Here is a 25,840-nt window from a genome sequence, read left to right on the forward strand (position 1 = left end):
CCAGACGCTTTCGCGGGTTGGCGGGTCAGCGGGCACGAGGATGGGCAGTCTGGTAGGTCTCGATCAAGGCCTGGGGGGTGACATGCGTGTAAATCTGCGTGGTGGTCACCGAGGCATGGCCCAGCAGCTCTTGAACAGAGCGGACATCGGCTCCTCCCTCCAACAAATGAGTGGCAAAAGAGTGCCGCAGGGTGTGAGGATGCAGGGGTCTGCTTAGGCCTGCCCGGCGACCAGCATCCCTGACCACCTGCCAAACCGTCTGCCTGGTAAGCCGCTTGCCCCGCTTGTTGAGAAAGACTGCCCGCAGCTCTCTTCCTTTGGAAGCCCGATCACGCAGATTGGACCGTCCCATATGCAAATAGGCCTCCATAGCCTGGCATGCATAGGATCCTATAGGCACCAAACGCTGTTTGTCGCCCTTGCCGGTCAGGCGTACCACCCGCTCGTGCAAGTCCATATCCTCCAGATCGGTGCCGACAGCCTCCGAAACCCGACAACCAGTGGCGTACATGAACTCCAGCAGGGCTTTGTCCCGTAGGACCACCGGATCCTTGGACCCTCCCATGGCGGCTACATCCAGCAGTCTGGCCACTTGATCAACATCCAGCACATCAGGCAGGGCCGAGGTGCCCTTGGGAGCCTTGACAGTAAGGGAAACATCCTGGTCGGTCACCCCCTGTTTGAGAGCAAACCGGTGCCACTCATGGACAGCTGCCATTCTGCGGGAGCGGCTGGCTGGACTCTCATCGGCGAGATAGGCCAGGAACCCCTCCACATCGGCAGTCTGGATCTGCCCCAGGCTGGTGATGCCACGACCGGACAGCCAGCTGATGTACATGTTCAGATCGGAACGATAGGCCTTGACCGTGGCAGGGGCAAGACCCCGCTCCAGGCCGGTGTAGGCCAGGAACTGATCCAGCAGGGCTGTCAGCCCCTCCTGAGGGTCACCGTCCACTCCCGCTCAACCTCCGGTTCTCTTCATCAGCGCTGGTTTCAGGCCATATTCTAACGCTCCGATCCCCTGTTTCCATGCTTCCAACGCGCTCGGGATTGCGACCGCTCAAGAGACTTCCCGAATCAGCCCCTGAATACCCTCTTGCTGAAGAATCCGTCGGTAGGGGCCGGCCTGTCTGACGATGATCCCGTCAATGGCATGCATGCCCAGCAGCTCCACCGGCGCATTGTCATCGGTCAATACTCTCCCCTTTGCATCCTGAACCGTGCTCAGACGGGAGCTGACCTGCTCCATCATCTCGGACAGGTCCGGATCAGGACTGGCCCTGGTGGCCGCCTCCACCAGCTGGCCGGAATCCGGGTAGTCCCTCATCGCGTCCTTCTTGACACCCTTTGTTCCCGAAGAAACATCGGAAGCGGGATGCCGTGCAAAGAGCTCGCGGTTGGTGGTCCGGGGCACGTCGGCCGTCAGGATGGCATCGGATCCGAAGACCTTGACGATGGTATTGGTCAGGGCTGCATTGATGGATCCCTGACCGTCGTCGATCATGTTCATGTTGACCACCATGACCCCGCCCGGATTAAGATGCTCCCTGACTAGACTGAAGAACTCAGTGGAGCTCATCTGAAAAGGTATGGTAATGTCCTGATAGGCATCAACCATGATCAGGTCGTAGCGCTGGTGGCTGGCCGCCAGCCAAGCTCGGCCGTCGTATGTGGAAACAGGAATATCGGCGGGCTGATCGAAATATTTAAGGGCCAGGTTGCTGATGGACTGGTCGATCTCCACCCCCTGGATAGCCATTCGAGGATAGTACCGCTTCAGCTGCCGGGCGTAGGTCCCGGTTCCCATCCCCAGGATCAGGGCCGAGCGGGCCTGATCAGCCATGAGCGGCGCCGCCAGCGCCGTGTCGTAATACATGCCGGTCATCCCGGGGTGCTTCATGGTCACCGACTGGACGCCGAAGAGGACGTTGGTGGAAAGAATGGTTCTGTCCGCTAGGGTCTTGACCTGCAGGTAGTTGTATATGGACTCGCCTTCGTAGGCCAGACTCTTCTCCCAGAAGGCGAACCCCGACAACGGCGACAGGGCGGACGAGACCACAAAAGCCAGCGTGGCCATGACGCAGATCAGGCGGTGCACATGGGATGAAAGAAAGTAAACCAAGGCCACGAGGAGCAGTATCCCGGAGAAAATCAGAAAGGTGACAAAGGTCCCCACGGCCGGGATGGTCACAAAGGTGGGCAGGAAGGTGCCCAGGATGGATCCCACGGTGTTGCAGGCGCTAAGACGGCCGACCACCGAAGCGTTGTCATCCAGGGAGTCGGTGGCGCTCTTGACCAGGCCGGGGGTGATTGTGCCCAGGAGGAAGAGAGGCGGAACAAAGATGATCAGGCAGGAGATGAAGGCCGCCAGGACCAGGAAGTTGGTGGAAACTGACACGATCAGCAACCCTGAGATCAGAATGATCAGATACTTGCCTACTAGAGGAATCAGAGCGATCCAGACGGAAGCGGCCATAATGCACAGGTAGAGCCTATCCGGGTCAGGGTTCCTGTCGGCCCACCTCCCGCCGGCCATAGCACCCAGGGCCAGGGCTATCATGATGGTCCCGATGATGATGGTCCACACAATCTGGGAGGACGAGAAATAAGGAGCCAGCAGACGGGAGGCACCCAGCTCGGCAGCCATGACGGCCATCCCCGAGAAGAATTCCGTCACATAGAGAAAGATCCGGGACCGAAGGATGGGGCGAGACTGATTGATCCTGGCTGGTTCGGAAGTACCGCTGACCCTAGATGGACTGGCTTGACCTGCCGATTCTGCCGATACAGCCGATGCATCTACGCTGTGATCATTGTTCATGGCGGCTCCCGGCATCATTGTCGTCAATCAACTTACCGTCCCACTGCTGAATGGTCAAATATGCAAAGAACCCCGCGAAAGGCGAGGTTCTTTCAATACGGCATCCAGGTCCGCTGATCAGGCGGCGACCGGAGCGTTCACATCGGCAGGCAGGGCCTTCTTGGCCTCAGCCACGATGGCGTTGAAAGTGTCGATGTCGTTGACGACCAGATCGGCCAGGGCACGGCGGTCCAACTCGATCCCGGCCAGGCGCAGCCCTTGGATGAAGCGGTTGTAGGTGATTCCCTGGGCGCGGCATCCGGCGTTGATGCGCTGGATCCACAGCTTGCGGAAGTCGCCCTTGCGGGCCTTGCGGTCCCGGAAGTTGTATGTATATGAATGAAGCAGCTGCTCCTTGGCCTTGCGGTAGAGACGGGAGCGCTGGCCACGATAGCCTGATGCCCGCTCCAGGACGACCCGACGCTTCTTATGCGCGTTGACTGCCCGCTTGACTCGTGCCATAGATATTCCTCAGCTTTCTAAAATCTCACTCGACGCGACAGCACCCGCTCAGCGGGCCAGCATCCTCTTCATGTTCTTGGACTGGGTCGGAGCGAGCACCTCGTCAGTGGACAGGTGACGACGCTTCTTGGCCGACTTGTGCTCCAGATTGTGGCGCATACCGGTCCCGGCGTGCATGAGCTTGCCCGAACCTGTGGTCCGGACGCGCTTGGATGCGGCGGAGTTACTTTTCATCTTCGGCATTGCTGCCCTCCTTGGATTTCATCTGCTTGGGAGAAGTATTATTGGAGCCCGCAGTCTCCTTTTCGTCGGCCTTGGCAGCCAGATGGGCCGCCTGACGGGCCTTGCGCTCAGCGCGGGCCTGACCGCCCCGCCGACGCTGTTCGGACTGGGTGTGGACTTTCTTGCCCTTGGGCGACAGGGTCATGATGATGTTGCGCCCCTCCTGCTTGGGGGCAAACTCGATGGAGCCCAGATCCGCGACATCGTCAGCCAGCTTGCGCAGGAGCTCCACGCCACCGATGGGCCGCGACTGCTCACGCCCACGCAGCATGATAGTGACCTTGACTTTGTCTCCTGCGGACAGGAAGCGGCGAACATGCCCTTCCTTGACCTCGAAGTCGTGGTCGTCGATCTTCAATCTGAAGCGGATCTCCTTGATCTCCGACATGCTCTGGTTGCGGCGCGCCTCACGAGCCTTGATCTTCTCGTTGTATTTGAACTTGCCGTAATCAATGAGCTTGGCGACCGGAGGCTTGGCCTTGGGTGCAACCTCGACCAGGTCAAGGTTGGCCTCCTTGGCCAGGTTAAGGGCGACGGAGGTCGCAATGATTCCCACCTGCTCGCCGTTGGGCCCGATCAGGCGTACCTGAGACACTCGTATATCGTCGTTAATCCTTGGTTCGTCGCTAATGATGACTCCTTCTCAAATACCACAACATCCACTGCCAAGCGAAGAACCCATAGGTTTCGAACATGACGGTCACAACCATATGGCAACGAAACCGCCAATGCCTGCACCGTACATGATGACGGCCAGCCGCCATCGACACAGGTCGAACCCGAAGCCATGGCAGGCTCCCAGGTGGGATCATCCGCTTTCTTGATTTCTCAAGCCGTGTAGCAGTATAACACAGGCCTCAGGACAGACCCCCTAGGATTGGAGATCCAGCAGCTCTGGCTTGGTTCCGTCGTGGATGAAGTAGACGTCATACCAGGTCAGGAAGGAGTAGACAGTCCAGATTTTGCGGCGGGCGTCGTTGCGCTTGGCGTAGTTGTCGTCCAGCATGTGCAGCAAGGCATCTTGGTCGAAGAACTCCGACACCCACTCCTGCTCGAACAAGCTACGGACCAGCCGATAGTAACGCTCCTGATGCAGCCAGTCCCGGATGGGCACGGGGAAGCCCAGCTTCTCCCTAGCAGACCACTCCCGGGGAATATGGCGGTCAGCGGCCTTGCGGAAGGCGAACTTGGTATTCTGATCGGTGATCAGGTATTTGGTAGGCACCTTCTCGGCCACATCCATCAGCTTGCGGTCCAGGAGCGGCACCCGCAGCTCCAGGGAATGGGCCATGGTCATCTTGTCAGCCTTGAGCAGGATGTCCCCGGGCATCCACTGATGCATGTCAAGGTACTGCTTCTTCTTGAGCTCGGACAGGCTGCGCCCCTTGAGCCGGGCATAGATTCGTCCAGTGATCTCAGAGACACGGGGGGCCTTGCGATAGGCCGGCTTGAGCAGTCTGCCAGCCTCGTCCTCGTCGAAGACCTTGGCCTGACCGATGAAGTTCTCCTCGGCTGGAGCCAGGTTGGCATACAGGTGCCAGGCCCCATGGAAGCGCTTGCCCTTGGCCCAGCGTCCAATAGCGTACCGAGCCTTGCGGGGCAGCCGGCCCAGAAGGCGGGTGACATCCTTGATGATGCGCGAGCGCGTATGCACACCGTAGTCTATGTAGCCGGCGAAGAGCTCGTCGGCGCCCTCCCCGCTCAGGACCACGCGCAGGTCCCGGCTGGCCAGCTCGGAAAGAAAGAAGAGCGGCACGCAGGAGGGATTGGAATCAGGTTCATCCATATACCACTGAATCTGCGGGAAGTAGGTGAAGGCTTGGTCCCCGTCCAGGGACTCGGTGGTGTTGTTGAGCTTGAGTATGGACGCCAGCTCGCCAGCCTGGTCGGACTCGTTGTAGGTCCCCTGGCCGAAGCCGATTGAATAGGTGTGCCGAGGGCGCGCCAAGGCTGCGACATAGCTGGAGTCCACCCCGGAGGAAAGGAAGGAGCCCACCTCCACATCAGCCACCTGGTGAGCCTTGACCGAATCCTGGACAGTCTGGTCAATGGAGTCGACCAGGTCTTTCAGATCCTGCTTGCTCTCTCCGAAAGCCGGGTCGTAATACTGGTGGATGTCCATCTTCCCGTCACGGAAGGTGAACCAATGGCCCTCGGGAAGCTTGAATACCCCCTTGAAGAAGGTCTCAGGAAGCGCCGGGTACTGAAAGGTCATGTAGGGACGCAGTGCCTGGGTGTTGAGCTCCTTGTGGAAGTCCGGATGCTGCAGGAGGCTCTTGATCTCCGAAGCATACATGAAAGTGCCGCCCATTCGGGCGTAATAGAAGGGCTTGATGCCGAAATGGTCCCGAGCTCCGAAGAGCTCGCCGCGTCCGCGGTCCCAGATGACGAAGGCGAACATGCCACGCAGACGGTTGACCACCTGATGGCCCCACTGCTCGTAGCCGTGCAGGATGACCTCGGTGTCCGACTCGGTGGAGAAGGTATGCCCCAAGTCGATCAGCTGGCGGCGCAGTTCACGGTAGTTGTATATCTCCCCGTTCATGGTGATGGCCATAGAGGAGTCCTCGTTGAAGATGGGCTGGTCGCCACCCTGCAGATCAATGATGCTCAGGCGCCGAAAGCCCAGGGCCACCCGCTCATCGACGAAATGCCCCTCATTGTCGGGGCCGCGGTGGGCGATGATGTCCGTCATCCGCTGGAGCACGGCTGTCTTCTCCTTGACAGAGGTGTCGTTGACGAATCCAGCAATCCCGCACATAGCCCTTACTCCTTGTTAATTCACCAGAAGTCTACAATAGACCAAAAGGGCCGTAAACAACAGGAAACAAACGGGCCTTATGTCTGGACTGCGCCGGAACCCCCCCAACGGCTGGAGGCTCCGGCGTGCCACTGAAAGCAGAAGTGTCAGCGTTTTGCCTCATCCACCAGAGGCAGATAGTCTCCGTAGCCCTCTTCCACCATACGATCACGCGGCACGAACCGCAGGGCGGCGGAGTTCATGCAGTAGCGCTGCCCGCCACGGTCAGACGGACCGTCATCGAAGACATGTCCCAGATGGATGCCCGTCTGTGCCGTCCGCACCTCGATCCGGGGCCGGCCCAGCAGCTTGTAGTCCTTGCGATTGACCAGCAGGTCGGGATCGATGGGCTTGGTGAATGCCGGCCATCCGCAGCCTGAGTCGTACTTGTCCGCCGAGGAAAAGAGCGGCCGCCCGCTGACCACATCCACATAGATGCCCGGACGGAACTCCCCGTCGTAGGCGTTGGTGAAGGGCCGTTCGGTAGCCGAATGCTGGGTCACTTCGTAACTTTCAGGGTCCAGGGACCAGATGCGCTCGATGTAGCGCTGACGCGAGGCAGCGTTGGCAATGGCTTCCAGAGGGATGTGGCAGTACCCATCAGGATGCTTGAGCAGGTAGTCCTGGTGGGACTGCTCGGCCGGATAGAAGTTGATCAGAGCCTCCACCTGCACAACGGGATGACGGCCGGTCCTGCGCTCCAGCTCCTCCAAAGCGCGACGGAAGACGGGCTCTTCCTGCTCGCGATGCTCGGGATTCCAGTAGAGGCCGCTGCGATACTGCCTGCCTCGGTCGTTGCCCTGCCGATCCACCGAGAAGGGGTCGATCAGATCCAGCAGAAGCAGGGTCAGGGTTCGCAGACTGACCGTCTGAGGATCATAGGTCAGCCGCACGCTCTCCACAGCATCGGTGGCACCGCTGCAGACCTGCTCATAGCTGGGGTCTGCCACTGTGGACTGTGCATATCCCACCTGGGTGTCAATAATCCCGTCCACTTCCTGGAAGAACCGCTCAATGCCCCAGAAGCATCCCCCCGCCAGGACGACCATGGCCGGGTTGTTTGTCGAAATCTTGCTCTTGTCCATGATTCCTCCTCGCATACCGGTGCCTTTCGCTAGGCTCAACATGAGCCGGGGAGCGCCTATTCCGCCCCTGTCGCGTCTTAACAGCCTTCTCACATTGTCGACCAGCCTGCTCCTGCCCCGCAAGAGGCGATTATGATTGCTGACCATCTCCAAAATGAAGTCAGGAGGCGAGTCATGCAGCCAGCTCAGGAAAACTCAGACGAAGATGCGAAGTCCTCCGGGACCATCCTGGGCTCTCTGGCCGCGGCCTTTCCCCGGACTCTGCCTATCATGGCCGGATTCCTGGTGCTGGGGATCTCTTACGGCTTTTTGATGACCAGCCGCGGATTCCCGGTGATCTACCCGCTGGCCATGAGCGCCCTGATCTATGCCGGGTCAATGGAGTTTGTGACCGTGGACTTGCTCATGTCCGCCTTCAATCCCTGGGGCGCACTGATGCTGACCCTGATGGTCAATGCACGGCACCTCTTTTACGGCTTGGCCATGCTGCCGGTCTTTCGAGGGACGGGCCGGAAGAAACCCTATCTGATCTTCGGCATGTGCGATGAGACCTTCGCCCTCGAGTCGGCCGATCCTCACCCTGCTGGAACGGACAAAGGCTGGTACCTCTTCTTCGTCACCTTGCTCAATCAGATCTACTGGGTGGGCGGCGCCACTCTGGGCGCCGTGCTGGGCAATCTGGCGAAATTCGACACCAGGGGGCTGGATTTCGTGCTGACCGCCATGTTCCTGGTCCTCTTTCTGGAGCAGTGGCGGCAGGCCGAGGCCCGCGTGCCTGCTCTGATCGGTCTGCTAGCCTCCCTGGCCTGCCTGCTGGTCTTCGGACCTGACCGGTTCATCATCCCATCCATGGCGGTCATCCTGGCCGTCTTCATCCTCTTGGACTTCCACAGCCGCAAGGAGATCTCATGACCACCGCGCAGCAGCTGATCACCATAGGCATTGTGGTCCTGGGAACCATGGCCACCAGATTCCTGCCTTTCATAATCTGGCCCGAGGGTCGCCGGCCGCCGGCCCTGGTAACCAGGCTGGGACGTCTGCTGCCAGCAGCCGTTATGGGTCTGCTGGTGGTCTATTCATTGAGGCACACCAATCTGCTCGGAGGAGACCACGGGCTCTATGAGGCTCTGGCTCTGCTGGTCACGACCCTGGTCCACCTGCGCTGGAGGAACATGATGGTCAGCATCGCCTGCGGCACCCTGACCTACATGGCTCTGGTGCAGGGTTGGCTGACTTTCCTGATCCGTCTGGCTGGTCTGGGATGATGGAGGCGCGCCCAAGGGGCGAGCGCAGAAAGAGGAACTTATGCAGGATGACCGCCAGTCAGACCGTACAAGCCAAACGGACCAGGCGCTCTTCTGCCGGATCTGGGGCGCTGGGCAGTACTTCGGAGGAGAGCTGGCACGTGGCGGACAGGCCTTGGTCATCGCAGCGGATGGCGGGCTTGAGCCGGCCCTGGAGCACGGGGACGAGCCTAACCTGGTCGTGGGCGACTTCGACTCCCTGCCTGCTGGCAGCCGAAAGCTGCGCGCAGACATCCCTCGACGCGTCCTGCCTGCCGAAAAGGACGATACTGACCTGCTGGCCGCAGTCAAGATTGGCTGGCAGCGCGGCTGCCGACGATTCCTTATATACGGCGGCCTGGGCGGGCGCATGGATCATACACTGGCCAACCTGAACCTGATCCATCTGATCGCCGCTAGCGGGGGTCGGGCCGAACTCTGGGGGCAGGGAATGCTGGTTACGGCCCTTGGCCCGGGAAGCTTGGACTTCCCCGCCTGGGACTGCCCGCCCAGGTCCATGGTCTCCGTTCTGGCAGCCGACGATCAGGCTCTGGGTGTAGTCGAACTGGGCCTCAAATACCAAACAGACGGCATGACCATGACCAACCAGCAGGTCACCGGCGTCAGCAATGAGTTCCTGTCGGGCAGACCGGCCCGCATAGCCCTGAAGCAGGGAACGGTGTTCGTCACCTACCCCAACTCAGCGCCAGAGCCAGCCTGGAACACCAGCCTGGAGCCGAAGGCCGACCTGGGCCCCCTGGAGACACGGCCCTCCCGGCTGCTGGCCTGAGTCCCCTGTTGACTTGAAAAACCGCTTGGAAAGGAAAAGTCTATGACCACATCATCAACCACACAGTCAGCGACCCCGACAGCCCAACACCCGCTCTTCATCTGCTACAGCCGCTGCTCAACCTGCGCCAAGGCCCGCGCCTGGCTGCGTGACCACAATGTGGACTTCACCGAGCGTGACATCAAGGAGAACCGCCCCACCCAGGAGGAACTGACCGCCTGGCTGGACATGAGCGGCCTGCCCGTCCGGCGATTCTTCAACACCTCGGGTCAAGCCTATCGCAGCCAGGGGCTGAGCAAGCGCCTGCCACAGATGGATACGGAGCAGGCCCTGCGGCTGCTGTCCACGGATGGCATGCTGGTCAAGCGTCCCATCCTGCTGGATGGACGGCATGTCCTAGTCGGATTCCGCCAGCAGCAGTGGGAGGATTGGCTGATCGATACGAACGAGAATTCTCACAATTCTTGATCATTCCATAACGTAAACGAACAACAAAAACTACCAATTTTTTTGTTCGTTTTTTCCTGGGCACAACCCGCGTAATCGCTTGCTATAAGTACACAGGGTTCTATAAACTATGAGATGTTATCAGTAATCGGCCATATACGGTCCGGTAATTTTTGTGCTGTATACGGCCAATCTCCAAGGGAGAATTGAATGACAGTAAAGATTGGCATCAACGGATTCGGACGTATCGGTCGTCTGGCCTTCCGGCGCATCTTTGAGCTCCAGGCCCGTGGCGGCGACGCCTCCAACATCGAGGTTGCCGCCATCAACGATCTGACCACCCCGGCCATTCTGGCCTATCTGCTCAAGTACGACAGCACTCAGGGCACCTTCCGTCACGACGACGGCACCCCTGTCTCCGTCACCTCCACCGACACCGCCATCGTGGTGGACGGCAAGGAGTACCCGGTCTACGCCGAGAAGGATGCCAACAACATCCCGTGGGTGAAGAACGACGGCGTGGACTACGTGCTGGAGTGCACCGGCTTCTACACCTCGGCCGAGAAGTCCCAGGCCCACCTGAACGCCGGAGCCAAGAAGGTTCTGATTTCTGCCCCCGCCAAGGATGACACCACGCCCACCGTGGTCTACGGCGTCAACCAGGAGACCCTGAAGCCCTCCGACAAGATCATCTCCGCCGGATCCTGCACCACCGGCTCCCTGGCGGCCATGGTCAAGATGCTGGATGACAACTTCGGCATCCGCATCGGCTACATGACCACTATCCATGCCTACACCGGCTCCCAGATGCTGCTGGATGGCCCCAAGGGCAACAAGCCGCGCAATACCCGCGCTGCCGCCATCAACACCATCGAACACTCCACCGGCGCCGCCAAGGCCATCGGCAAGGTCGTTCCCTCCGTTGACGGCAAGCTGCAGGGCCATGCACAGCGCGTGGCTGTTCCCTCCGGCTCTGTCACCGAGCTGACCTGCGTCCTGGACAAGAAGGTCACCGTCGACGAGATCAACGACGCCGCCAAGAAGGCCTTCGAGGGCAAGGACTACTTCGGCTACAACGACGAGGGCATCGTCTCCTCCGATGTGATCGGCGACACCCACGGCGGCGTCTTCGATCCCACCCAGACCGACGTGAACACCCACGGTGACGATCAGCTGGTCCGCACCGTTGCCTTCTACGACAACGAGTACGGCTTCACCAGCAACATGATCCGCACTCTGCTCTACTTCGCCAAGCTGGGCGACTGAGCATCCGGCCGGTTCTTCCGGCCATAGTGATTACGGGGTCCGTTCCTTACAGGGGCGGGCCTCTTGCTTATAATCAGCGCCTCCGGGTGAGCGCCCGCATGGCCAAGTCACAGACCAGGCCGACGACCATACCCGCCAGAAAGCCGATGGCCATGACGGCCAGAGGGTTGTTTTCCAGCCAGGAGGCGGCCAGGTACCCCAAAGTCCACATGTAGATGGACCAGAGCAGACCGGCCAGGGCAGCCAGGGGCAGGTAACGGCTCAGCGGGTACCGCGCCGCCCCAGCCGTCAGATTGACCACGGTCCGGCCTGAGGGCACGAAGCGCGAGGCCAGCGTGAAAAAGCCACCTCCCTGCAGCAGGGCCCGGTGGGCCCATGAGGTCACAGCCTTGCCTGCAGCACCACGGAAGACGGCGAGACGATTCAGCGGGACCAGCCGCCCCAGCCCATAGGTGCAGGCATCGCCACCTGCGAAGGCCAAGGAGCATATCAGAAAGACCAGCACGGGCAGCGGTCGTCCCGAGGCCCGAAAGGCCGAAGCAGTAGCCAGGACCATGAGCTCCGTGGGTATGGGAATGATCAGCGCATCCAAAAATGCGGCCAGGAAAAGCACGGCCAGCCCCCAGCCGCCCGTCACCGCATCAAGCAGCCAGGCATTGACAGCGGTCATAGACTACCCTTTCCGCACGTCGGCGCCAAAGACACCCCCTCAGCCTTCCTCAACGGTCAGTACCTTAGCATGGAGTCATGAGCAAGAAGAAGCGGGCAGATTCGGATGCAGCGACCCCGGCCATGGCTCAGCTGGAGCGTCTGGGGGTTCCCTTCACCATCCACGAGTATCAACACAACGCCGACCACATGGACCAGGGATACGGCATCGAGGCCGCCAAAAAGCTGGGCCTGGACCCTCGCATGGTCTACAAGACCCTGATGGCCGACACGGGCAAGGAACGGGTCATCGGCATTGTTCCGGTGACTGGCCATCTGAATCTCAAGCACCTGGCGGCGGCCGTGGGCGCCAAGAAAGCCCGCATGGCCGACAAGGCCCAGGCCGAGCGGGAGAGCGGATATGTCTTGGGCGGCATTTCACCCTTTGGACAGCGCACCCGACACTTGACCGTGCTGGACCAGGGCGCATTGGAATTCGACACCATTATGGTCTCCGGCGGCAAGCGCGGTATCAGCCTGGGCCTGGACCCGCGGGATCTGATCCGTGTTCTCAAGGCCAAGACCGCACCGCTGGCCACCGACTGAGAGATCTTAACGCTGGGACTTAGCCCTGCAGCTGCGGAAGCTTCCTGGATGACCGAGCGGAGCGCAGGGCAGCAGGCAGGACAAAGTGCATATGCTCATCGACGGCCCGAGCCTGGGTCACCTGGATAAACCCTCGGGATGCCAGAGCCTCCAGCACCCCTTGAACCAGGTCCTCGGGAACCGAAGCACCCGAGGTGAGCCCTACCGAATCCATGCCCTGCAACCAGGTCGGATCGAGCTCGCCTGCATCGTCGACTCGGTGGGCCCTCTGCTCACCCTGACCAGGAAAGCGCTCATTCAGGGCCTGACGGGCCACCTCGACCAGACGCACCGAATTGGAGGAGTTGGCCGAACCCACTACAATCATGCAGTCAGCCTGACTGGCAACCAGCTTGACCGCCTGTTGCCTGTTCTGAGTGGCATAGCAGATGTCGGAGCCTGGCGGCTCTTCTATCCAGGGGAAGCGTCGACGCAGGGCCGCAGCCAGGTCGGCGGTCTCATCCAGGCTCAGGGTGGTCTGTGTCAGCATGACCAGCGGCGTGTCTGGCCCGAAGTCCAGAGCGTCGATATCGGCCTCATGCTCCACCAGATGGACCCGGTCCGGTGCCTCCCCCATGACTCCAACAGCCTCGTCATGCCCCCGATGGCCAATATAGATGATCGAGTAGCCGTCCCGCACGAAGCGCTGGACCTCCCGGTGGACCTTGCTGACCAGGGGGCATGAGGCATCAACCACACGCATCCCCCGCCGCTGGGCCTCCTTGACGACCGAGGGAGCGATTCCATGAGCCGAGAAGACCACAGGCACCCCGGCACGAACGGCCTGGTCAGGAATCTGATCCAGTTCATCCACGAACACGGCCCCTCGCTGGGACAGGTCCTCGACCACATGCCGGTTGTGGACTATTTGTCGTCGCACATAGACCGGCGGCAGTCCCTGGTGGGGGTTGTCCGCATCCAGGATGGTCTGCACGGTCTGAATGGCCCGGTCCACCCCCGCGCAGAACCCACGCGGATCAGCAAGGATGACGCGCCCCTGCCCCTGCGGGGTCGGCTGTCCGCACATGGTGGCCCGAAATCCTGACACTGCCGCTCCTTATCGAAGTCAATCCGGACGGTCCCGGACGTTGCAAGACTATGGTAGAAAGCCAGAGCGGACCCTGGTAGGCCATCCGTCACTCTTTCACCAAGAAGCCAAGACCACCCAGGCGCTAGGATGGTGACGTACCAAGCATCAACGGCACTATGGAAGTGGGAGAATGCACACGAACAAGATGATGGGCGGGGCCGTGCCCCGGACTGGACAGCAGTACAGCATCCGTCATGGGGACTACGAAGCAGTAGTGACCGAGCTGGGAGCCATCCTGCGCGTCCTGAAATACCGAGGAAAAGATCTGCTGGCCTCATTCGATCCGGATGGAACCGTACCCTGCAGCAATGGGAACGTGCTGGTCCCCTTCCCCAACCGCATCGAGGACGGCACCTACGACTTCCAAGGCCACACCTACACCCTGCCCATCGACGAGCACGACCGGCGCACCGCCATTCACGGCTATGGATACCGCGCCTACTGGCATCTGCAGGTCCTGGCCGAGGACTCCGTCAGCCTCTCCTGGCGGGTGCCCGACATGGGCGGATACCCCTTCGACATCGTGGTCACCGTTACCTACACCCTGGACGACCAGGGGCTGACCATGACCACCCGAGCCCTGAATCTGGGCGACGAGGCCGCACCCTGGGCCTTCGGCATCCACCCCTGGCTGTCCAACGGCAAGCAGGGCATCGGCGACCAGATCCAGAAGAACAACGCCTCCTGTACTCTGTCCATCCCCTGCCGCACCCATGTGGTGGTCGATCCGGAAAGGCTGCTGCCCACCGGCACCGAACCCGTCCAGGGGCGGACCGATTTACGCCAGGGCCCTGCGCTGGGCGAGGATGCAGCCTTCGACGATGCCTGGACCGATGTGGAGCGGGACGACGACGGCACCTGCTCGGCCTGGTTCACCAGGCCGGACGGAATCCGCATTCAGCTATGGGGCGATGAGACCATCACATCCTGGCAGGTCTGCACCGGAACCGGCTTCGACGCCGACATGCGCCCGGCCGGCGTTGCTGTAGAGCCCATGACCGCCTACGCCAATGCCTTCCGGACAGGCCGGAACCTGGTCATTCTGCAGCCTGCTGCCGTCTACACCACCCAGGTGGGATACCGGGCGCAACAGATCTGAGCAGCCTGGCTGATCGACAAAGGTCAGCCCGGTGTGCGATAATCGGCAAGGCTTATCGGATCATCAGTAGCAAAGGAGTCCAATCATGGGCATGCGCGGACGCAAGCGCAGGGATCGCCGCAAGAAGGCCGCCAACCACGGCAAGAGGCCGAACACCTGATCGTCTACCCCGGCACCAATGGTGCCGGGGTTTTGCATATATTAAAGAAAAAACCATGGCTGCATAAGCATGACCATGATCTCTGCGATGGCCTGGCAGGATTGCTGTCCTGCCAAGAAAACCGACTGGACCTACTTGTCCGTGTTGCGATCCGGGGTCCCCTGCTCCAGTCCATCCATCTGATCGAACATATGCCTGAGCCGATCCAGCAGACAGTCCGGTGCGCATTCGGGCCGCAGATACCGACGCAGCTCCTCGATGACCATGCGCTCGCGCTCGTCGCAGCAGGATTCCGGATCGAAGCAGTCGCTCGGATCAACGCAGGAGGCATCCTGATAGATGCGCAGGCTGGTGTGGGTCACCCTGACAGAGCCGCCGTCATCGTAGGCGTAGTGGCTCATCTCCACGCGTCCGTCCATGCTCCTGCCCGCTTCCTGATACCTGATCCTCAGGGGCCCTCAATGCCCCTTGCTACTGATCTCTATTTTTTTATACTAGGTCCGGCCTCAGCAGGTCTATGGCGTTCCGCTGAGGGCTTGTCCACAGCCCCGTGCTCCTGCTGGTAGCCGCGTTCCTTGGCATATCGCTCCAGCTCCTGGCGCAGCTGTGAACGCGCCCGATTCAGCCGGCTCATGACCGTACCGATCTTGATGCCCTCCTCATCGGCCACCTGCTGGTAGCTCTTACCGTCGATGGCAGCGTCTATAAAGACACGCCGACGTTCCGGACTGAGTCGGTCCAGGGCGGCCATAATCTCCTCGGGAGCAAAGGTCTCCATGTATTCCTGCTCGGCGGACTTGAGCCCTTCGGATCCATGCTCCGAGGCCGAATAGATGTCCCAGTCGTTGTACTCGCCCGTCGAGTCGTTGGCCCGTTGCGGACGCCGCTTGGCCTTGTGGTACTGGTTGAAGTAGGCGTTGCGCTCAATGGTGGTCATCCAAGCCTCAAAGTTGCTGCCGGGCTGGAAGCGGTCGAAAGCCTTGAATCCTCGCTCAAAGGTATCCTGGACCAGATCCTGGGCGTCGTCGGGGTTGTTGGTCAGGCGCATGGCCTGACGATAGAGCACATCCACCGCAGGCATGGCCAGAGCTTCGAATTGACGTTTTCTGCTTTCGAGCTCGCTGGTATCTGCCACACTCCCTATTGTGCCATCCCCCCTCACCCGTGACGGTTTCGACCTGGTCGCCGGTCGGTCGGCCCTCGGTTACGATAATGACCATAATGACTGAGAGGAAATCACGCTTATGAAAGACACCGCGCGCACCAACATGGAACAGGCACTTCAATCCGCCCCGCAACAGGAGGGGTCGACTCGCCTGGGAGACTCCTGGCTTCTGGGGTTCGACACCGAGACCACGGGCACCAAACCAGGCAAGGACGGCATCATCTCGGCCAGCCTGGTTCTGCGCGACCCGGCCAAGGGCTATTCAGAGGATGCGGTGGCCACCTGGATTGTCAACCCGCACCGGCATATCAGCAAAGGTGCCAGCCGAGTCAACGGATTCACCGACCAACAGCTGGCCGCTGAGGGCATGGAACCCGATCTGGCCACCGCTCAGATAGCCGGGTTCATTGCCCGAGCCCAGGACAAGCGTATCCCCCTGCTGGCCTACAACGCCCCCTTCGACGTGCACATGCTGGACGGGGACATAGCCCACTGGTGCGCAGGGTCAGTCAAACCCCTGAGCGAGGGGGATCTGCTGGTGGTGGACCCTCTGATCCTGGACAGGGAGATCTCCCACCGGTCGGGCCGCCGTACCTTGGAGTTGACCAGCGAGTATTACGGGGTCATCCCCCATGGAAACTTTCACGATGCCACGGCGGATACAGTGGCGGCCGTGGACCTGATCAAGCCCATGACCACCCTTTTCCCCCAGGTGGCGCGAATCACCATGGACTCCCTTATGGACTGGCAGCGGCAGGCACAGGCCAAATGGCGGGACCGCTTCAACCAATACTTGCTCTCTCAAGGCCGCCGTCCAGTCACCGACTCCTGGCTCTGAGGCTCGGATCCGAAACCGACCCGCCGCCCGCTTTTGTCCATTCAGTCAAGGGGTCGCCGGATTCTCCTGCCTTGGGCTCAAGGCGGTTTAGACTTGGGTCTGGTCTCGATACAGGTCACCAATCGGGACGGGACAGCTCAAGTAACGACCAACAGACAAGAGGGAAAACGGCATGGCGCTGACGATGACTTCAACCCTGGAGTTGCTGCGCGAACATGGTCAGCTACGCGAGGTAATCCAGGGCGATCAGTGGACCTTGAATACTCCAGAAGACACCCAGTCATCCAAGCCATTCACCGACATCACCTACGACACCCGCCAGGCTGGGCCTGGCAGTCTGCTCTTCTGCAAGGGCCGTTTCCTGCCCGAATATCTGGATGCCTGCAATCCCCAAGGACCGGCTGCCTATGTGGCCCAGCAGGACCTGTCCGCCCACACCAGAGCCACAGGGATCATCGTCAACGACGTGCGCAAGTCCATGAGCCTGCTGGCTGCCGCTTTTTACGATTATCCGCAGAAGCAGCTGACCCTGGTAGGAATCACCGGCACCAAGGGCAAGACCACCACCGCTTACTTCCTGCACGCCATGCTGGGCAAAATCTCCGCAGGCCGAGCGGCTCTGCTCTCCTCAGTGGACAACTGTCTGGACGGCCGTCATTACCAGGAGTCCCAGCTGACCACACCCGAGTCGCTGGACCTCTTTCGCATGATGCGCCAGGCGGCAGACGCCGGCATGCGCTACCTGGTCATGGAGGTCTCCTCCCAGGCCTACAAGGTGGATCGCGTCTACGGGCTGACATTCGACCTGGGAGCATTCCTGAACATATCCCCCGACCACATCAGCCCCATCGAGCACCCAAGCTTCGAGGACTATTTCTACTGCAAGCGCCGCATAATCTACAACAGCCGACAGCTGGTCCTGGGAGCTGAATCCTGCGGAGCCGACCTGATCCGTCAGGATGCCCGCTTCGTCGGTATTCCAGTGACCACCTTCGGCGATGGTTCCAAGCATGACGACGTCCTGGTCCGCAAGGCTCCTGGAAGAGGCGACGACTATCTGATAGGGCCCTCGGGCGGAGCCATGATGCCAGTCAGCCTGTCCATGGACGGTGATTTCAACGCTCTGAACGCGGCCGCCGCCCTAACCATGCTGATCCGTCTGGGTCTGGAGCCTGATGAAAACGTCCTCCGGGCCATGGAAAGGGTGAGAATAGCCGGCAGGATGGAAGGCTTCAAGGCCGACAATCGAGTGGTCTATGTCGATTACGCCCACAACAAGGCCTCGGTCACGGCGCTGCTGGACTTCGTGGACGAGCGCTACGGCGAGCGCAGACCCCTGATCACCCTGGTCTCCGGCTCCGCAGGCGGCAAGGCCATCGACCGCAGGAAGGGCATCGTCAGTGCGGCCCAGGACCGCGTCGACCGGCTGATCCTGACCGCTGACGACGAGGACGGAGAAAGCTCGGACCAGGTGGACAGGCAGATGCTGGGCTTCGTCACCAACCCGGGACTGCAGGCCAGCATTGTGCCGGACAGGGCCCAGGCCATCAAGCAGGCCTTAGGGAATCCGGGCCGGCCGGAGGATCGTCTGCGAATCACCTTGGTCATTGGCAAGGGTGAGGAGCGCTGGTTCAAAAAGAACGGCAGCCACGTGCCCTACGAGGGCGACGACCACGTTGTGGCACGTCTGTTGGGTACGGAAAGCTACGACCTGGGAGCCACGGGCGCAGCCCGCAGCTGACGATCCCGACTGGTCCCTAATATGGAAAGCCGAATGCCCCACGGCAGAATGGGGTGCACGAGTACATGGTAGGTGGTTTCAGAAAGATGAAAGAGTTCCAACCGGTCATACTGGGCACCGACATCAACGCCTACGGGATGGCGCGGGCCTTCCATGAGGCCTACGGACTGGTATCCACCGCATTCGGCCACTACCAGCTCTCCCCCACCAAGTACAGCCGGATCCTCGACGTGCACCTGGTTCCCGAATTCACCAATCCCAAGGTCTTCGCGTCCGCCCTGAATGAATGGGCAGACGCCTATCACCAGGAGCATCCGGGGACCACCCTGCTTCTGTTGCCCTGCGGGGACAGCTACGCCAACCTGCTGGACAAGTTCGGCGATTCGCTGCGCGAGCGATTCGCCTTCAACGCCATCGACCAGAAGCTGAACCGGTCCCTTTCGCTCAAATCCTCCTTCTATGAGCTCTGCGATCGCTATGACCTGCCCCACCCGAAGACCGTGTCGGTGGATGCCGAGGACGTGAAAGCCGGCCGCCACCGGAATCTGCCCTTCGACTACCCGGTGGCCATGAAGCCAGCCGACAGCGACGAGTGGCTGGGCATCGACTTCCCCGGGAGGAAGAAGGCCTTCATCTTCAGCAACCCGGAAGAGCTGGACACCATGATACGCAGGTCCTACCAGGCCGGATACACCTCGAAGATGGTCATCCAGGACTTCGTGCCTGGGGGCGATGACAACATGAGGGTGCTTAACGCCTATGTGGACCGCCACCACCGGGTGCGCATGATGTTCCTGGGACACCCGCTGCTCGAGGACCCCACCCCCGAGGCCGTGGGCAATTATGCAGCCATCATGCCCGACTACAACCAGGACATCTTCGACCGGATCAAGGCTTTCCTTGAGGACATCAGCTACAGCGGTGTGGCCAACTTCGACATGAAGTACGATCCGCGCGACGGCGTCTACAAGCTTTTCGAAATCAATCTGCGCCAAGGCCGCAGCAGCTACGTGGTCACCCTGAACGGCTTCAATCTGGCCCGCTGCTTCGTGGACGACCTGGTCCTGGACACCCCTTTCAACGGACGCACCGTCTTCGGCCGGGGGCACCGCCTCTGGATGGAGGTTCCCAAGGACATTTTCCGCAAATACTGCGCCGAATCCGAGGACAAGCGACAGGCCATGTCAATGATTCGTCGCGGGGACTGGGGCACCACTCTGGAGTACAGCAAGGACCGCAGTTTCAAACGTTGGCTGCTGATTCGACACATGTTTTCCATCTATCGGCGTCGTTACCGGCGCTACTTCCGTGACAAGAGGACACTGGCATGAGAAACTTCTTCGTCGTCCTGGGCGGCATGGGCACACTGGCCACCGAAAGCTTCGTGCGGGTGCTGGACCGGATGACCGGGGCGCACAAGGACCAGGATTTTCTGGACTATGTGGTATTCAACCATGCCACCGTGCCCGACCGCACCGAATTCATCCTGGGCCGCAGCAAGGACGACCCCTTCCCCTATCTGGCCGAGGACGTGCGTCAAGCCACAGCCATGGGCGCCTCCTTCATGGTCATGGCATGCAACACCGCCCATCAGATTCTGCCCAGGCTCCAGGCTTTGACCCCAGTACCTATTTTGGACATGCCCCAGGCCACCATAGATTGGGCTGATCGGCACTATCCGGCGAAATCCCATCCGCGTATGGGGTACATGGGCACCGAGGGGTCCCGCCATGCCGCCATCTACCAGGGCCCGGCCGACAACGCCGGCTACCAGCTGGTGGACCCGGACCAGGCCCTGCAGGACCGTGTGAGTGCGCTGATCTACGACGACGTCAAGGAAGGGCGACTGGACCGTGACCGCTACCTGGGGGTCCTCGATGCGTTCCTGAATGACTACCGCTGCGACTCGGTCCTGCTGGGCTGCACCGAGCTCTCAGTGCTCAACGAGGTCTACCCCATGCCGCAGCTGCCCATCGTGGACTCCCAGGCAGTCCTGGCACAGGTCACCCTTGATCGGGCTCGGGCTCTTCGCGACCGGATGGATTCGTCTCCCTCAGCCGCTGGGAGATGACGGCCGTCACCCCGTCCCCCCGCATGGTGACCCCGTAGAGAGCGTCTGCGATGCCCATGGTCCGCTGCTGGTGGGTGATGATGATCAGCTGGGCGTGCTCCCGCAGCTGCTCGAAGGCCTTGAGCAGCCTAGTCAGGTTCACATCGTCCAAGGCGGCCTCGACCTCGTCCATGACATAGAAAGGGCTGGGTCGGGCCGTGAAGATGGCCAGAAGCAGAGCCAGGGCCGTCAGCGACCGCTCCCCACCCGAGAGCAGTGAGAGCCGACGGACCTTTTTGCCAGCAGGGCTGGCCTCGACCAGAACGCCTGTGGTCAGCAGATCATCCGGATCCTCCAGCCGCAGCCTTCCCCGTCCTCCTGGGAAGAGGGTGGCGAAGATGTGCTCGAAGGCCTGGGCGGTATCGTCGAATGCCTCTTTGAAGACCGTGACCATGGTCGCGTCCAGATCCTTGACCAGGGCCTTCAGATCGTCCCGGGACCCGATCACATCCTGACGCTGCTCGTGCAGGTAGCGGTTGCGGGACTCCAAAGCCTCGTACTCCTCGGTGGCCAGCGGGTTGACCTTGCCTAGGGCGGCCAGGTCCCGCTTGGCCTTGGCCAGCCGCTTCTCCTGCTCCCCGCGCTGGTAAGGCACTGTTTTGAAGACTGACGAATCTTCATCTCCGTCTTTCGCATCCTGGTCCAGGGACACCGGATTGCCCTCGTCATCCAGAACGGGCACCGGACAATCAGGGCCGTATTCCCGGATCAGCTCCTCCGGCTCCATGCCCAGATCATCCTGGATGCGCTGACGCAGGCGGCCGTCTTCACCGGCCAGGCGCTCCCGCTCCAGGTCCAGACCGTGCTCGTCCTGTCGCAGACCGGCCACCTTGGGCTCCAGAGCGTCCCTGCTGGCCCGCAAGTCGGTCAATTCCTTGTCGTGGGCCGAAGCCTTGGCCCTGAGCTGATCACGGCGGCGGGCCGCATGCTCTATCCTCCCCTTGACCAACTGGGCCAGCAGGTCGGCCCTGAGCGCAATCAGCCCCAGGGAGGCCATGCCGGTCTTCCGGCGACGGTTCTCTTCGACTATTCGCTGATGGCGGCGTTCGGCCTGGTCGGCCTGGTCCCGCAGCAGATCAATCTGACGCAGTAAAGATGCGTGCCTTCGATCGCTCTCGGACCAGGTCAGCTTGGCCTCCATCTCGGCAGTGCGGGCCTGATCCAGAGCCGTCTCCAATTCGTGCTGTCGGTCTTCCATGCCCTCCGGATCATCCGGATCAGACCCCCCGTCCTCCTTGGCATGTGCCAGACCAGCCTTAAGATCCTCCAGCTTGAGTTCGTGGGTGCGCACCTGGTCGCAAACCTGGGCCAGCCGGTCATCCAGATCCTTAACTGCAGCTTGGGCCCGATCCGATCCCTTGCGGGCGGTTGCCAGCTCCCGGGCGGCCTGTTCGGCCTTGACCCTGGCCTCGGTGCACTGGTTGCGCGCCTCCTGCAGCTTCTGCTCAGCCTGCTCAAGAGCGGTACGGGCTGCATCTATCTGCGGCTGCAGAGTCCGGGACTCCTCTTGGAGGGCCTTTACCTGTGCCAGGGCCCGATCCCGCCGCGCAGTCAGCGCCAGATCGCTGGTGGCAGGAGCAGATCCTCCTACAGCACCTACCTGGTCGTAGAGATCGCCCAAACGGGTCAGCGCCTGCTGCCATCCGTCCTCCAGGGCATGGCGGGCCTGATCTGCGTCGTCGACGGCGGCGGTGGAAGCCAATAGGCAGCGCACAGCTGCCAGCACCCCCCGGGCTTGGTCGACATCAGCAGGAAGCTCCCGCAGAGCTACCAGATCAGCGGCTGAACGCCAGGGGCCTTCCCCAGGCCTTATGACTGAGTCTTTAAGCGGGCCTGATGCCGAGATCAGCGCCGCTCGTCCCAGATGATCCTGGCGGGCCCGCTCCAGGGTCTGGTCTACCGTCTGGTCGTCCTTGGCTACCAGGGCCGAGGCATAGTCATGCAGGGCCTGAGCCAAGGGCTCCTCCCAGCCCTCCTCTACTTGAATAAAATCAGTCAGCACACCCAAAAGGGAAGAATCCTCGTCCTGGGCTAGGGACTCGCTGCCACTACGATGATCCAGCGTGTCCGCAAGAGCATCAGCCTTGGCCTGAGCCGAGATCGCATCGGACTGGATTTGGCGCTCATGCCCCTGAAGTTCATTCAGCCTGCTGCGGGCCTGATCCCTGACCTGACCTGCCTGATCCAGAGCCTGCCTGCCATCCTGGTTAGAGCTCTCTTCCCGGCTATCCAGGTCGTGCACCCGGTTCCGGGCCCTCTCCAGTTCTCCCTTGGCCTGATCCTGCTGACGAGCCAGGTCATGCTCACGCTGCTTGGACAACTCCAGGGCCGATTCCTCCTTGGCCACCAGCTGCGCCAGGTCTCCCAGTCGAGCCTGCCGCTTTCTGGCCGCCTGCCGCAGCTCGGTCATGGTCTGCCGGTGAGCGGCCAGCCGTCGCTCCAGATCTGCGCGGGCTTGGACACAGCCATCCAAGGAGATACGGTCGGCTTCAACCTGACTCTCTTCCTGGTCGGCCTGGCCCTTGAGCTCGTCAGCCCGCCGCCTGAGCACCCCGGGATCCTGCCCCTGATCGGCTGCCATGCCAGCCTCCAACGAATGGCTACGCTCCCTGGCCAAAGATGCCAAGGACCCGGCACGCTCACCGAGCTTGGTCAGATCGTTCCACTGCTGGTTGACGGCATCCAGGGCCGGACTGGACTGTCGATCCAGCCCCTCCAGCTGTTCGATGCGCAGCTTGACCCTAGTCAGGTCCTCCTGCCCCCGGGCCAGCAGCCCCCGGGTCTGAACCATCCTCGAGCGCAGATCCTCCAACTTCTTCTGCGAGGTCAGGGCGTCGTCGGCATGGATGCGGGCTTGAGCGTCCCGCAGGCTGACCTGGATCATGTCAGCCCGGCGGGAGACCTTGGCTTGTCGGCCCAGCGGCCCCAACTGCCGATGAATTTCGCCGATCAGGTCATCCAAGCGGGACAGGTTGGCCTCGGTGTTGGCCAGCTTGTGCAGGGCACGCTCCTTGCGCTTGCGATGCTTGAGGATGCCGGCCGCCTCCTCGATGAAAGCCCGATGACCTGCCGGATCAGCCCGCAGGATGGCATCCAGCCGCCCCTGGCCGACGATTACGTGCATCTGCTGTCCAAGGCCGGTGTCGCTGAGCAGCTCCTGGATGTCCAGCAGGCGGCAGTCGGAGCCGTTGATGGCGTATTCGGACCCGCCGTTGCGGTAGATGGTCCGGCTGATGGTCACTTCGGTGTAGTCGATGTCCAAGGTCCGGTCGGTGTTGTCGATGGTCAGGGTGACCTGAGCCCGTCCCAATGGAGGTCTGGAAGAGGTGCCCGCGAAGATGACGTCCTCCATGGAACCGCCGCGCAGGCTCTTGGCCCCTTGCTCTCCCATGACCCAGGCCAGAGCGTCAACGATGTTGGATTTGCCTGATCCGTTCGGGCCCACCACAGCGGTGATGCCCGGCTCGAAGCGCAAGGTGGTGGCTGAGGCGAAGGATTTGAAGCCCTTGAGGGTCAGCTCCTTAAGGTACATCAGGCGCGCTCCGCCTTAGGCTTGGCCAGGTCGGGATTGGGACGCTCAGCAAGCAGTGTGCGGGCATCCCCAGCGGTAACGAAGCTGCCGCAGATCAGCACCCCGCGTCCATAGCCCACCCCGGTCTGGTCTTCGCTGTCGACCATATCGACAGCCGTCTGGATGGCATCGGGCATCCGGTCACGCCGGACCACCCGGTCAGGCCCGAAGACCCGCACAGCGACCCGCTCCAGATCCTCAGCCGGCATGACCCGGCCCTTCCAGGAGTTCTCGGTGACTACAACGCTGTCCAGTACGGGCTCCAGCAGGCCCAGATAGTCCTCCACCTGTTTGTCTGCCATCATGGAAATCACGCCCACCAGCTGCCTGAAGTCGTAGTTCTCCTCGATGGCCGCCCGCAGGGACTGGGCCGCGTTCAGGTTATGCCCGCCATCGATGATGATGGTGGGCGAGGTGCGCACCTGCTCGATCCGTCCGGGGATGCGCACCTGGCTTAGGGCCTCGGCCACCAGATCCTGGTCCAGTGCCCCGTTGACGGGGATGACCGTCTCGGCCGCGGCCAGGGCTGCCAGGGCGTTGTGGGCCTGGTGCTCGCCGAACTTGTCAATGGGAACATCCTTGTAGAGCCCCTGGGGCGTGCGCAGCGTAGCCACCTGACCGCCCACTGCGGGCATGCGCGAGACCACCTCCAGCTCGTTGCCGTCCCTCAGCAGGGTGGGAGAGCCCTGCTCGCGCACGGCCTGCTCGATAATGGGCAGGACGGCCTCCTCATGAGGCTGGGCGCCGACGATGACCGTGGACTTGGGCTTGATGATCCCGGCCTTCTCCCCTGCTATCTGCTCGACCGTATCCCCCAGCCACTGCATATGATCCATGTCCACCGGCCCGATGATGGCAGCGTCACCATCGAGGACGTTGGTGGCATCCCAACGGCCGCCCATCCCCACCTCGACGATGGCCACGTCCACCGGGGCATCTGCAAAGGCCCAGACAGCCATGGCGGTCAGAACCTCGAAGAAGCTCATGGGAGCTCTGCCCTGCTGGGCAAAGCGGTCATCCACCATGGCAATGAAATCCTCAATCTGTTGGTAGAGATCCACAAAGTCCTCGTCGGAAAGCTCCTGACCGTCGATGGCGATGCGCTCGTTGATCCGCTCCAGATGGGGCGAAGTGTAGAGCCCTGTGCGCAGACCGTAGGCACGAACCAAAGCCTCGGCCATCCGCGCCGTGGACCCCTTGCCGTTGGTTCCGGTGACGTGGATGACCCGGAAGCTATGCTCGGGGTGGCCCAGCAGGTCCAGCATCATCCCCATCCTGTCCAGGTCCAGGTTGGCGCTGTCATGCTCTGCGGGACGCGCCATGATGGCACGCTCGACATCACGGATGTCCTGACCCTTGCTGTTGGGGTGCTCGAATGACATATTCTGCCTTCGCCTCCTGCTGGTGGTGGATGCTTCCCGCCCATTCTAAGCGCGACCAGCCCCGATTGAAGGCCAGAACAGCTGACTGTCACATCGGCAGAACGCACTAGCATGGA

General features: G+C 61.4%; 25 protein-coding genes. 12 read left to right on the forward strand and 13 right to left on the reverse strand.

Annotated elements, in window-relative coordinates:
* Nucleotides 1-25: 25 nt before the first annotated feature.
* The 7 genes from xerD to msrB all read right to left on the reverse strand — a co-directional run bounded on the left by xerD (nt 26) and on the right by msrB (nt 7,489).
* A complete protein-coding gene (gene xerD, locus ACGG9J_RS02155) occupies nt 26-955 on the reverse strand; it encodes a site-specific tyrosine recombinase XerD (RefSeq protein WP_390133196.1) in 930 nt (309 codons plus the stop codon).
* Nucleotides 956-1,060: 105 nt separating this feature from the next.
* Nucleotides 1,061-2,821, reverse strand: coding sequence for a spermidine synthase (locus tag ACGG9J_RS02160; RefSeq protein WP_390133198.1), 1,761 nt, complete (start codon nt 2,819-2,821; stop codon nt 1,061-1,063).
* Nucleotides 2,822-2,938: 117 nt separating this feature from the next.
* Entirely contained in the window at nt 2,939-3,322 is a 384-nt protein-coding gene (gene rplT, locus ACGG9J_RS02165; RefSeq protein WP_015021618.1) for a 50S ribosomal protein L20, read from the reverse strand.
* Nucleotides 3,323-3,370: 48 nt separating this feature from the next.
* Nucleotides 3,371-3,565: a 50S ribosomal protein L35 gene (gene rpmI, locus ACGG9J_RS02170; protein WP_015021617.1), complete on the reverse strand. Its 195-nt coding sequence runs from the start codon at nt 3,563-3,565 to the stop codon at nt 3,371-3,373.
* A complete protein-coding gene (gene infC / locus ACGG9J_RS02175; RefSeq protein ID WP_110417009.1) occupies nt 3,546-4,238 on the reverse strand; it encodes a translation initiation factor IF-3 in 693 nt (230 codons plus the stop codon). The genes rpmI and infC overlap by 20 nt, the downstream gene beginning before the upstream one ends.
* A 237-nt stretch (nt 4,239-4,475) precedes the next feature.
* Entirely contained in the window at nt 4,476-6,365 is a 1,890-nt protein-coding gene (asnB, locus tag ACGG9J_RS02180) for an asparagine synthase (glutamine-hydrolyzing) (protein ID WP_390133200.1), read from the reverse strand.
* 146 nt (nt 6,366-6,511) lie between these two features.
* Nucleotides 6,512-7,489, reverse strand: a complete 978-nt coding sequence (msrB, locus tag ACGG9J_RS02185) for a peptide-methionine (R)-S-oxide reductase MsrB (RefSeq protein WP_390133202.1) — start codon at nt 7,487-7,489, stop codon at nt 6,512-6,514.
* 174 nt (nt 7,490-7,663) lie between these two features.
* Here msrB and ACGG9J_RS02190 point away from each other — a divergent pair, with 174 nt between their 5' ends.
* The 5 genes from ACGG9J_RS02190 (at nt 7,664) to gap (ending at nt 11,275) form a co-directional block, all read left to right on the forward strand.
* The gene (locus tag ACGG9J_RS02190) at nt 7,664-8,401 is read left to right on the forward strand and encodes an AzlC family ABC transporter permease (RefSeq protein WP_390133204.1); all 738 of its coding nucleotides are present in this window, start codon (nt 7,664-7,666) and stop codon (nt 8,399-8,401) included.
* Nucleotides 8,398-8,754: a branched-chain amino acid transporter permease gene (locus tag ACGG9J_RS02195; protein WP_390133206.1), complete on the forward strand. Its 357-nt coding sequence runs from the start codon at nt 8,398-8,400 to the stop codon at nt 8,752-8,754. Before ACGG9J_RS02190 ends, ACGG9J_RS02195 begins: the two co-directional genes overlap by 4 nt.
* Nucleotides 8,755-8,794: 40 nt before the next feature.
* Nucleotides 8,795-9,562: a thiamine diphosphokinase gene (locus ACGG9J_RS02200; RefSeq protein ID WP_390133208.1), complete on the forward strand. Its 768-nt coding sequence runs from the start codon at nt 8,795-8,797 to the stop codon at nt 9,560-9,562.
* Between the two features lie 42 nt (nt 9,563-9,604).
* Nucleotides 9,605-10,030, forward strand: coding sequence for an arsenate reductase family protein (locus ACGG9J_RS02205; protein ID WP_390133209.1), 426 nt, complete (start codon nt 9,605-9,607; stop codon nt 10,028-10,030).
* Nucleotides 10,031-10,219: 189 nt separating this feature from the next.
* Nucleotides 10,220-11,275, forward strand: coding sequence for a type I glyceraldehyde-3-phosphate dehydrogenase (gap, locus tag ACGG9J_RS02210; protein ID WP_390133211.1), 1,056 nt, complete (start codon nt 10,220-10,222; stop codon nt 11,273-11,275).
* 73 nt (nt 11,276-11,348) lie between these two features.
* Here the strand turns inward: gap and ACGG9J_RS02215 are convergent, their stop codons facing one another.
* The gene (locus ACGG9J_RS02215) at nt 11,349-11,945 is read right to left on the reverse strand and encodes a DedA family protein (RefSeq protein ID WP_390133214.1); all 597 of its coding nucleotides are present in this window, start codon (nt 11,943-11,945) and stop codon (nt 11,349-11,351) included.
* 77 nt (nt 11,946-12,022) lie between these two features.
* Between ACGG9J_RS02215 and ybaK the strand changes: the two genes are divergently transcribed.
* Nucleotides 12,023-12,529, forward strand: coding sequence for a Cys-tRNA(Pro) deacylase (gene ybaK, locus ACGG9J_RS02220; RefSeq protein ID WP_390133216.1), 507 nt, complete (start codon nt 12,023-12,025; stop codon nt 12,527-12,529).
* 19 nt (nt 12,530-12,548) lie between these two features.
* Here ybaK and ACGG9J_RS02225 read toward each other — a convergent pair whose 3' ends face one another.
* Nucleotides 12,549-13,595, reverse strand: a complete 1,047-nt coding sequence (locus ACGG9J_RS02225; protein WP_390135285.1) for a 4-hydroxy-3-methylbut-2-enyl diphosphate reductase — start codon at nt 13,593-13,595, stop codon at nt 12,549-12,551.
* Nucleotides 13,596-13,788: 193 nt separating this feature from the next.
* Between ACGG9J_RS02225 and ACGG9J_RS02230 the strand changes: the two genes are divergently transcribed.
* Entirely contained in the window at nt 13,789-14,757 is a 969-nt protein-coding gene (locus ACGG9J_RS02230; RefSeq protein WP_390133218.1) for an aldose 1-epimerase family protein, read from the forward strand.
* A gap of 85 nt (nt 14,758-14,842) precedes the next feature.
* Nucleotides 14,843-14,917, forward strand: coding sequence for a 50S ribosomal protein bL37 (locus ACGG9J_RS02235; RefSeq protein ID WP_099327425.1), 75 nt, complete (start codon nt 14,843-14,845; stop codon nt 14,915-14,917).
* Nucleotides 14,918-15,048: 131 nt separating this feature from the next.
* Here ACGG9J_RS02235 and ACGG9J_RS02240 read toward each other — a convergent pair whose 3' ends face one another.
* Complete coding sequence (locus ACGG9J_RS02240) at nt 15,049-15,336, reverse strand: hypothetical protein (protein ID WP_390133220.1); 288 nt, start codon at nt 15,334-15,336, stop codon at nt 15,049-15,051.
* Nucleotides 15,337-15,398: 62 nt separating this feature from the next.
* Nucleotides 15,399-15,998, reverse strand: coding sequence for a sigma-70 family RNA polymerase sigma factor (locus ACGG9J_RS02245; protein ID WP_390135286.1), 600 nt, complete (start codon nt 15,996-15,998; stop codon nt 15,399-15,401).
* Between the two features lie 163 nt (nt 15,999-16,161).
* On the opposite strand from ACGG9J_RS02245, the gene ACGG9J_RS02250 reads away from it, so the two are divergent.
* From ACGG9J_RS02250 to ACGG9J_RS02265, 4 genes are all read left to right on the forward strand, one after another.
* Nucleotides 16,162-16,920 carry an exonuclease domain-containing protein gene (locus ACGG9J_RS02250; protein WP_390133222.1) on the forward strand — a complete coding sequence of 253 codons (759 nt, stop codon included), beginning with the start codon at nt 16,162-16,164 and terminating at the stop codon, nt 16,918-16,920.
* Nucleotides 16,921-17,092: 172 nt separating this feature from the next.
* The gene (locus ACGG9J_RS02255; protein WP_390133224.1) at nt 17,093-18,661 is read left to right on the forward strand and encodes a Mur ligase family protein; all 1,569 of its coding nucleotides are present in this window, start codon (nt 17,093-17,095) and stop codon (nt 18,659-18,661) included.
* A gap of 86 nt (nt 18,662-18,747) precedes the next feature.
* Complete coding sequence (locus ACGG9J_RS02260; RefSeq protein WP_390133226.1) at nt 18,748-19,992, forward strand: carboxylate--amine ligase; 1,245 nt, start codon at nt 18,748-18,750, stop codon at nt 19,990-19,992.
* Nucleotides 19,989-20,732 (forward strand): aspartate/glutamate racemase family protein, encoded by a 744-nt coding sequence (locus ACGG9J_RS02265; RefSeq protein WP_390133228.1) that lies wholly within the window; start codon nt 19,989-19,991, stop codon nt 20,730-20,732. Before ACGG9J_RS02260 ends, ACGG9J_RS02265 begins: the two co-directional genes overlap by 4 nt.
* Here ACGG9J_RS02265 and smc read toward each other — a convergent pair.
* Both smc and ACGG9J_RS02275 read right to left on the reverse strand, forming a co-directional pair.
* On the reverse strand, nt 20,665-24,303 hold the full coding sequence (gene smc, locus ACGG9J_RS02270; protein WP_390133230.1) for a chromosome segregation protein SMC: 3,639 nt from the start codon (nt 24,301-24,303) through the stop codon (nt 20,665-20,667). The genes ACGG9J_RS02265 and smc overlap by 68 nt on opposite strands.
* Nucleotides 24,303-25,724: a bifunctional folylpolyglutamate synthase/dihydrofolate synthase gene (locus tag ACGG9J_RS02275; protein ID WP_110451894.1), complete on the reverse strand. Its 1,422-nt coding sequence runs from the start codon at nt 25,722-25,724 to the stop codon at nt 24,303-24,305. Before ACGG9J_RS02275 ends, smc begins: the two co-directional genes overlap by 1 nt.
* Between the last annotated feature and the right edge of the window lie 116 nt (nt 25,725-25,840).

Origin of the sequence: Bifidobacterium apicola (genome assembly GCF_042846865.1) — a bacterium.
GTDB lineage: Bacteria > Actinomycetota > Actinomycetes > Actinomycetales > Bifidobacteriaceae > Bombiscardovia > Bombiscardovia apicola.

Bases quoted from the DNA above. Each gene is read 5' to 3' on its own strand.
- ACGG9J_RS02160 (WP_390133198.1), bottom strand. From the start codon at position 2,821: ATGAACAATGATCACAGCGTAGATGCATCGGCTGTATCGGCAGAATCG.
- rplT (WP_015021618.1), bottom strand. From the start codon at position 3,322: ATGGCACGAGTCAAGCGGGCAGTCAACGCGCATAAGAAGCGTCGGGTC.
- rpmI (WP_015021617.1), bottom strand. From the start codon at position 3,565: ATGCCGAAGATGAAAAGTAACTCCGCCGCATCCAAGCGCGTCCGGACC.
- asnB (WP_390133200.1), bottom strand. From the start codon at position 6,365: ATGTGCGGGATTGCTGGATTCGTCAACGACACCTCTGTCAAGGAGAAG.
- msrB (WP_390133202.1), bottom strand. From the start codon at position 7,489: ATGGACAAGAGCAAGATTTCGACAAACAACCCGGCCATGGTCGTCCTG.
- ACGG9J_RS02190 (WP_390133204.1), top strand. From the start codon at position 7,664: ATGCAGCCAGCTCAGGAAAACTCAGACGAAGATGCGAAGTCCTCCGGG.
- ACGG9J_RS02195 (WP_390133206.1), top strand. From the start codon at position 8,398: ATGACCACCGCGCAGCAGCTGATCACCATAGGCATTGTGGTCCTGGGA.
- ACGG9J_RS02200 (WP_390133208.1), top strand. From the start codon at position 8,795: ATGCAGGATGACCGCCAGTCAGACCGTACAAGCCAAACGGACCAGGCG.
- ACGG9J_RS02205 (WP_390133209.1), top strand. From the start codon at position 9,605: ATGACCACATCATCAACCACACAGTCAGCGACCCCGACAGCCCAACAC.
- gap (WP_390133211.1), top strand. From the start codon at position 10,220: ATGACAGTAAAGATTGGCATCAACGGATTCGGACGTATCGGTCGTCTG.
- ACGG9J_RS02215 (WP_390133214.1), bottom strand. From the start codon at position 11,945: ATGACCGCTGTCAATGCCTGGCTGCTTGATGCGGTGACGGGCGGCTGG.
- ybaK (WP_390133216.1), top strand. From the start codon at position 12,023: ATGAGCAAGAAGAAGCGGGCAGATTCGGATGCAGCGACCCCGGCCATG.
- ACGG9J_RS02225 (WP_390135285.1), bottom strand. From the start codon at position 13,595: ATGTGCGGACAGCCGACCCCGCAGGGGCAGGGGCGCGTCATCCTTGCT.
- ACGG9J_RS02230 (WP_390133218.1), top strand. From the start codon at position 13,789: ATGCACACGAACAAGATGATGGGCGGGGCCGTGCCCCGGACTGGACAG.
- ACGG9J_RS02240 (WP_390133220.1), bottom strand. From the start codon at position 15,336: ATGGACGGACGCGTGGAGATGAGCCACTACGCCTACGATGACGGCGGC.
- ACGG9J_RS02245 (WP_390135286.1), bottom strand. From the start codon at position 15,998: ATGCCTGCGGTGGATGTGCTCTATCGTCAGGCCATGCGCCTGACCAAC.
- ACGG9J_RS02250 (WP_390133222.1), top strand. From the start codon at position 16,162: ATGAAAGACACCGCGCGCACCAACATGGAACAGGCACTTCAATCCGCC.
- ACGG9J_RS02255 (WP_390133224.1), top strand. From the start codon at position 17,093: ATGGCGCTGACGATGACTTCAACCCTGGAGTTGCTGCGCGAACATGGT.
- ACGG9J_RS02260 (WP_390133226.1), top strand. From the start codon at position 18,748: ATGAAAGAGTTCCAACCGGTCATACTGGGCACCGACATCAACGCCTAC.
- ACGG9J_RS02265 (WP_390133228.1), top strand. From the start codon at position 19,989: ATGAGAAACTTCTTCGTCGTCCTGGGCGGCATGGGCACACTGGCCACC.
- smc (WP_390133230.1), bottom strand. From the start codon at position 24,303: ATGTACCTTAAGGAGCTGACCCTCAAGGGCTTCAAATCCTTCGCCTCA.
- ACGG9J_RS02275 (WP_110451894.1), bottom strand. From the start codon at position 25,724: ATGTCATTCGAGCACCCCAACAGCAAGGGTCAGGACATCCGTGATGTC.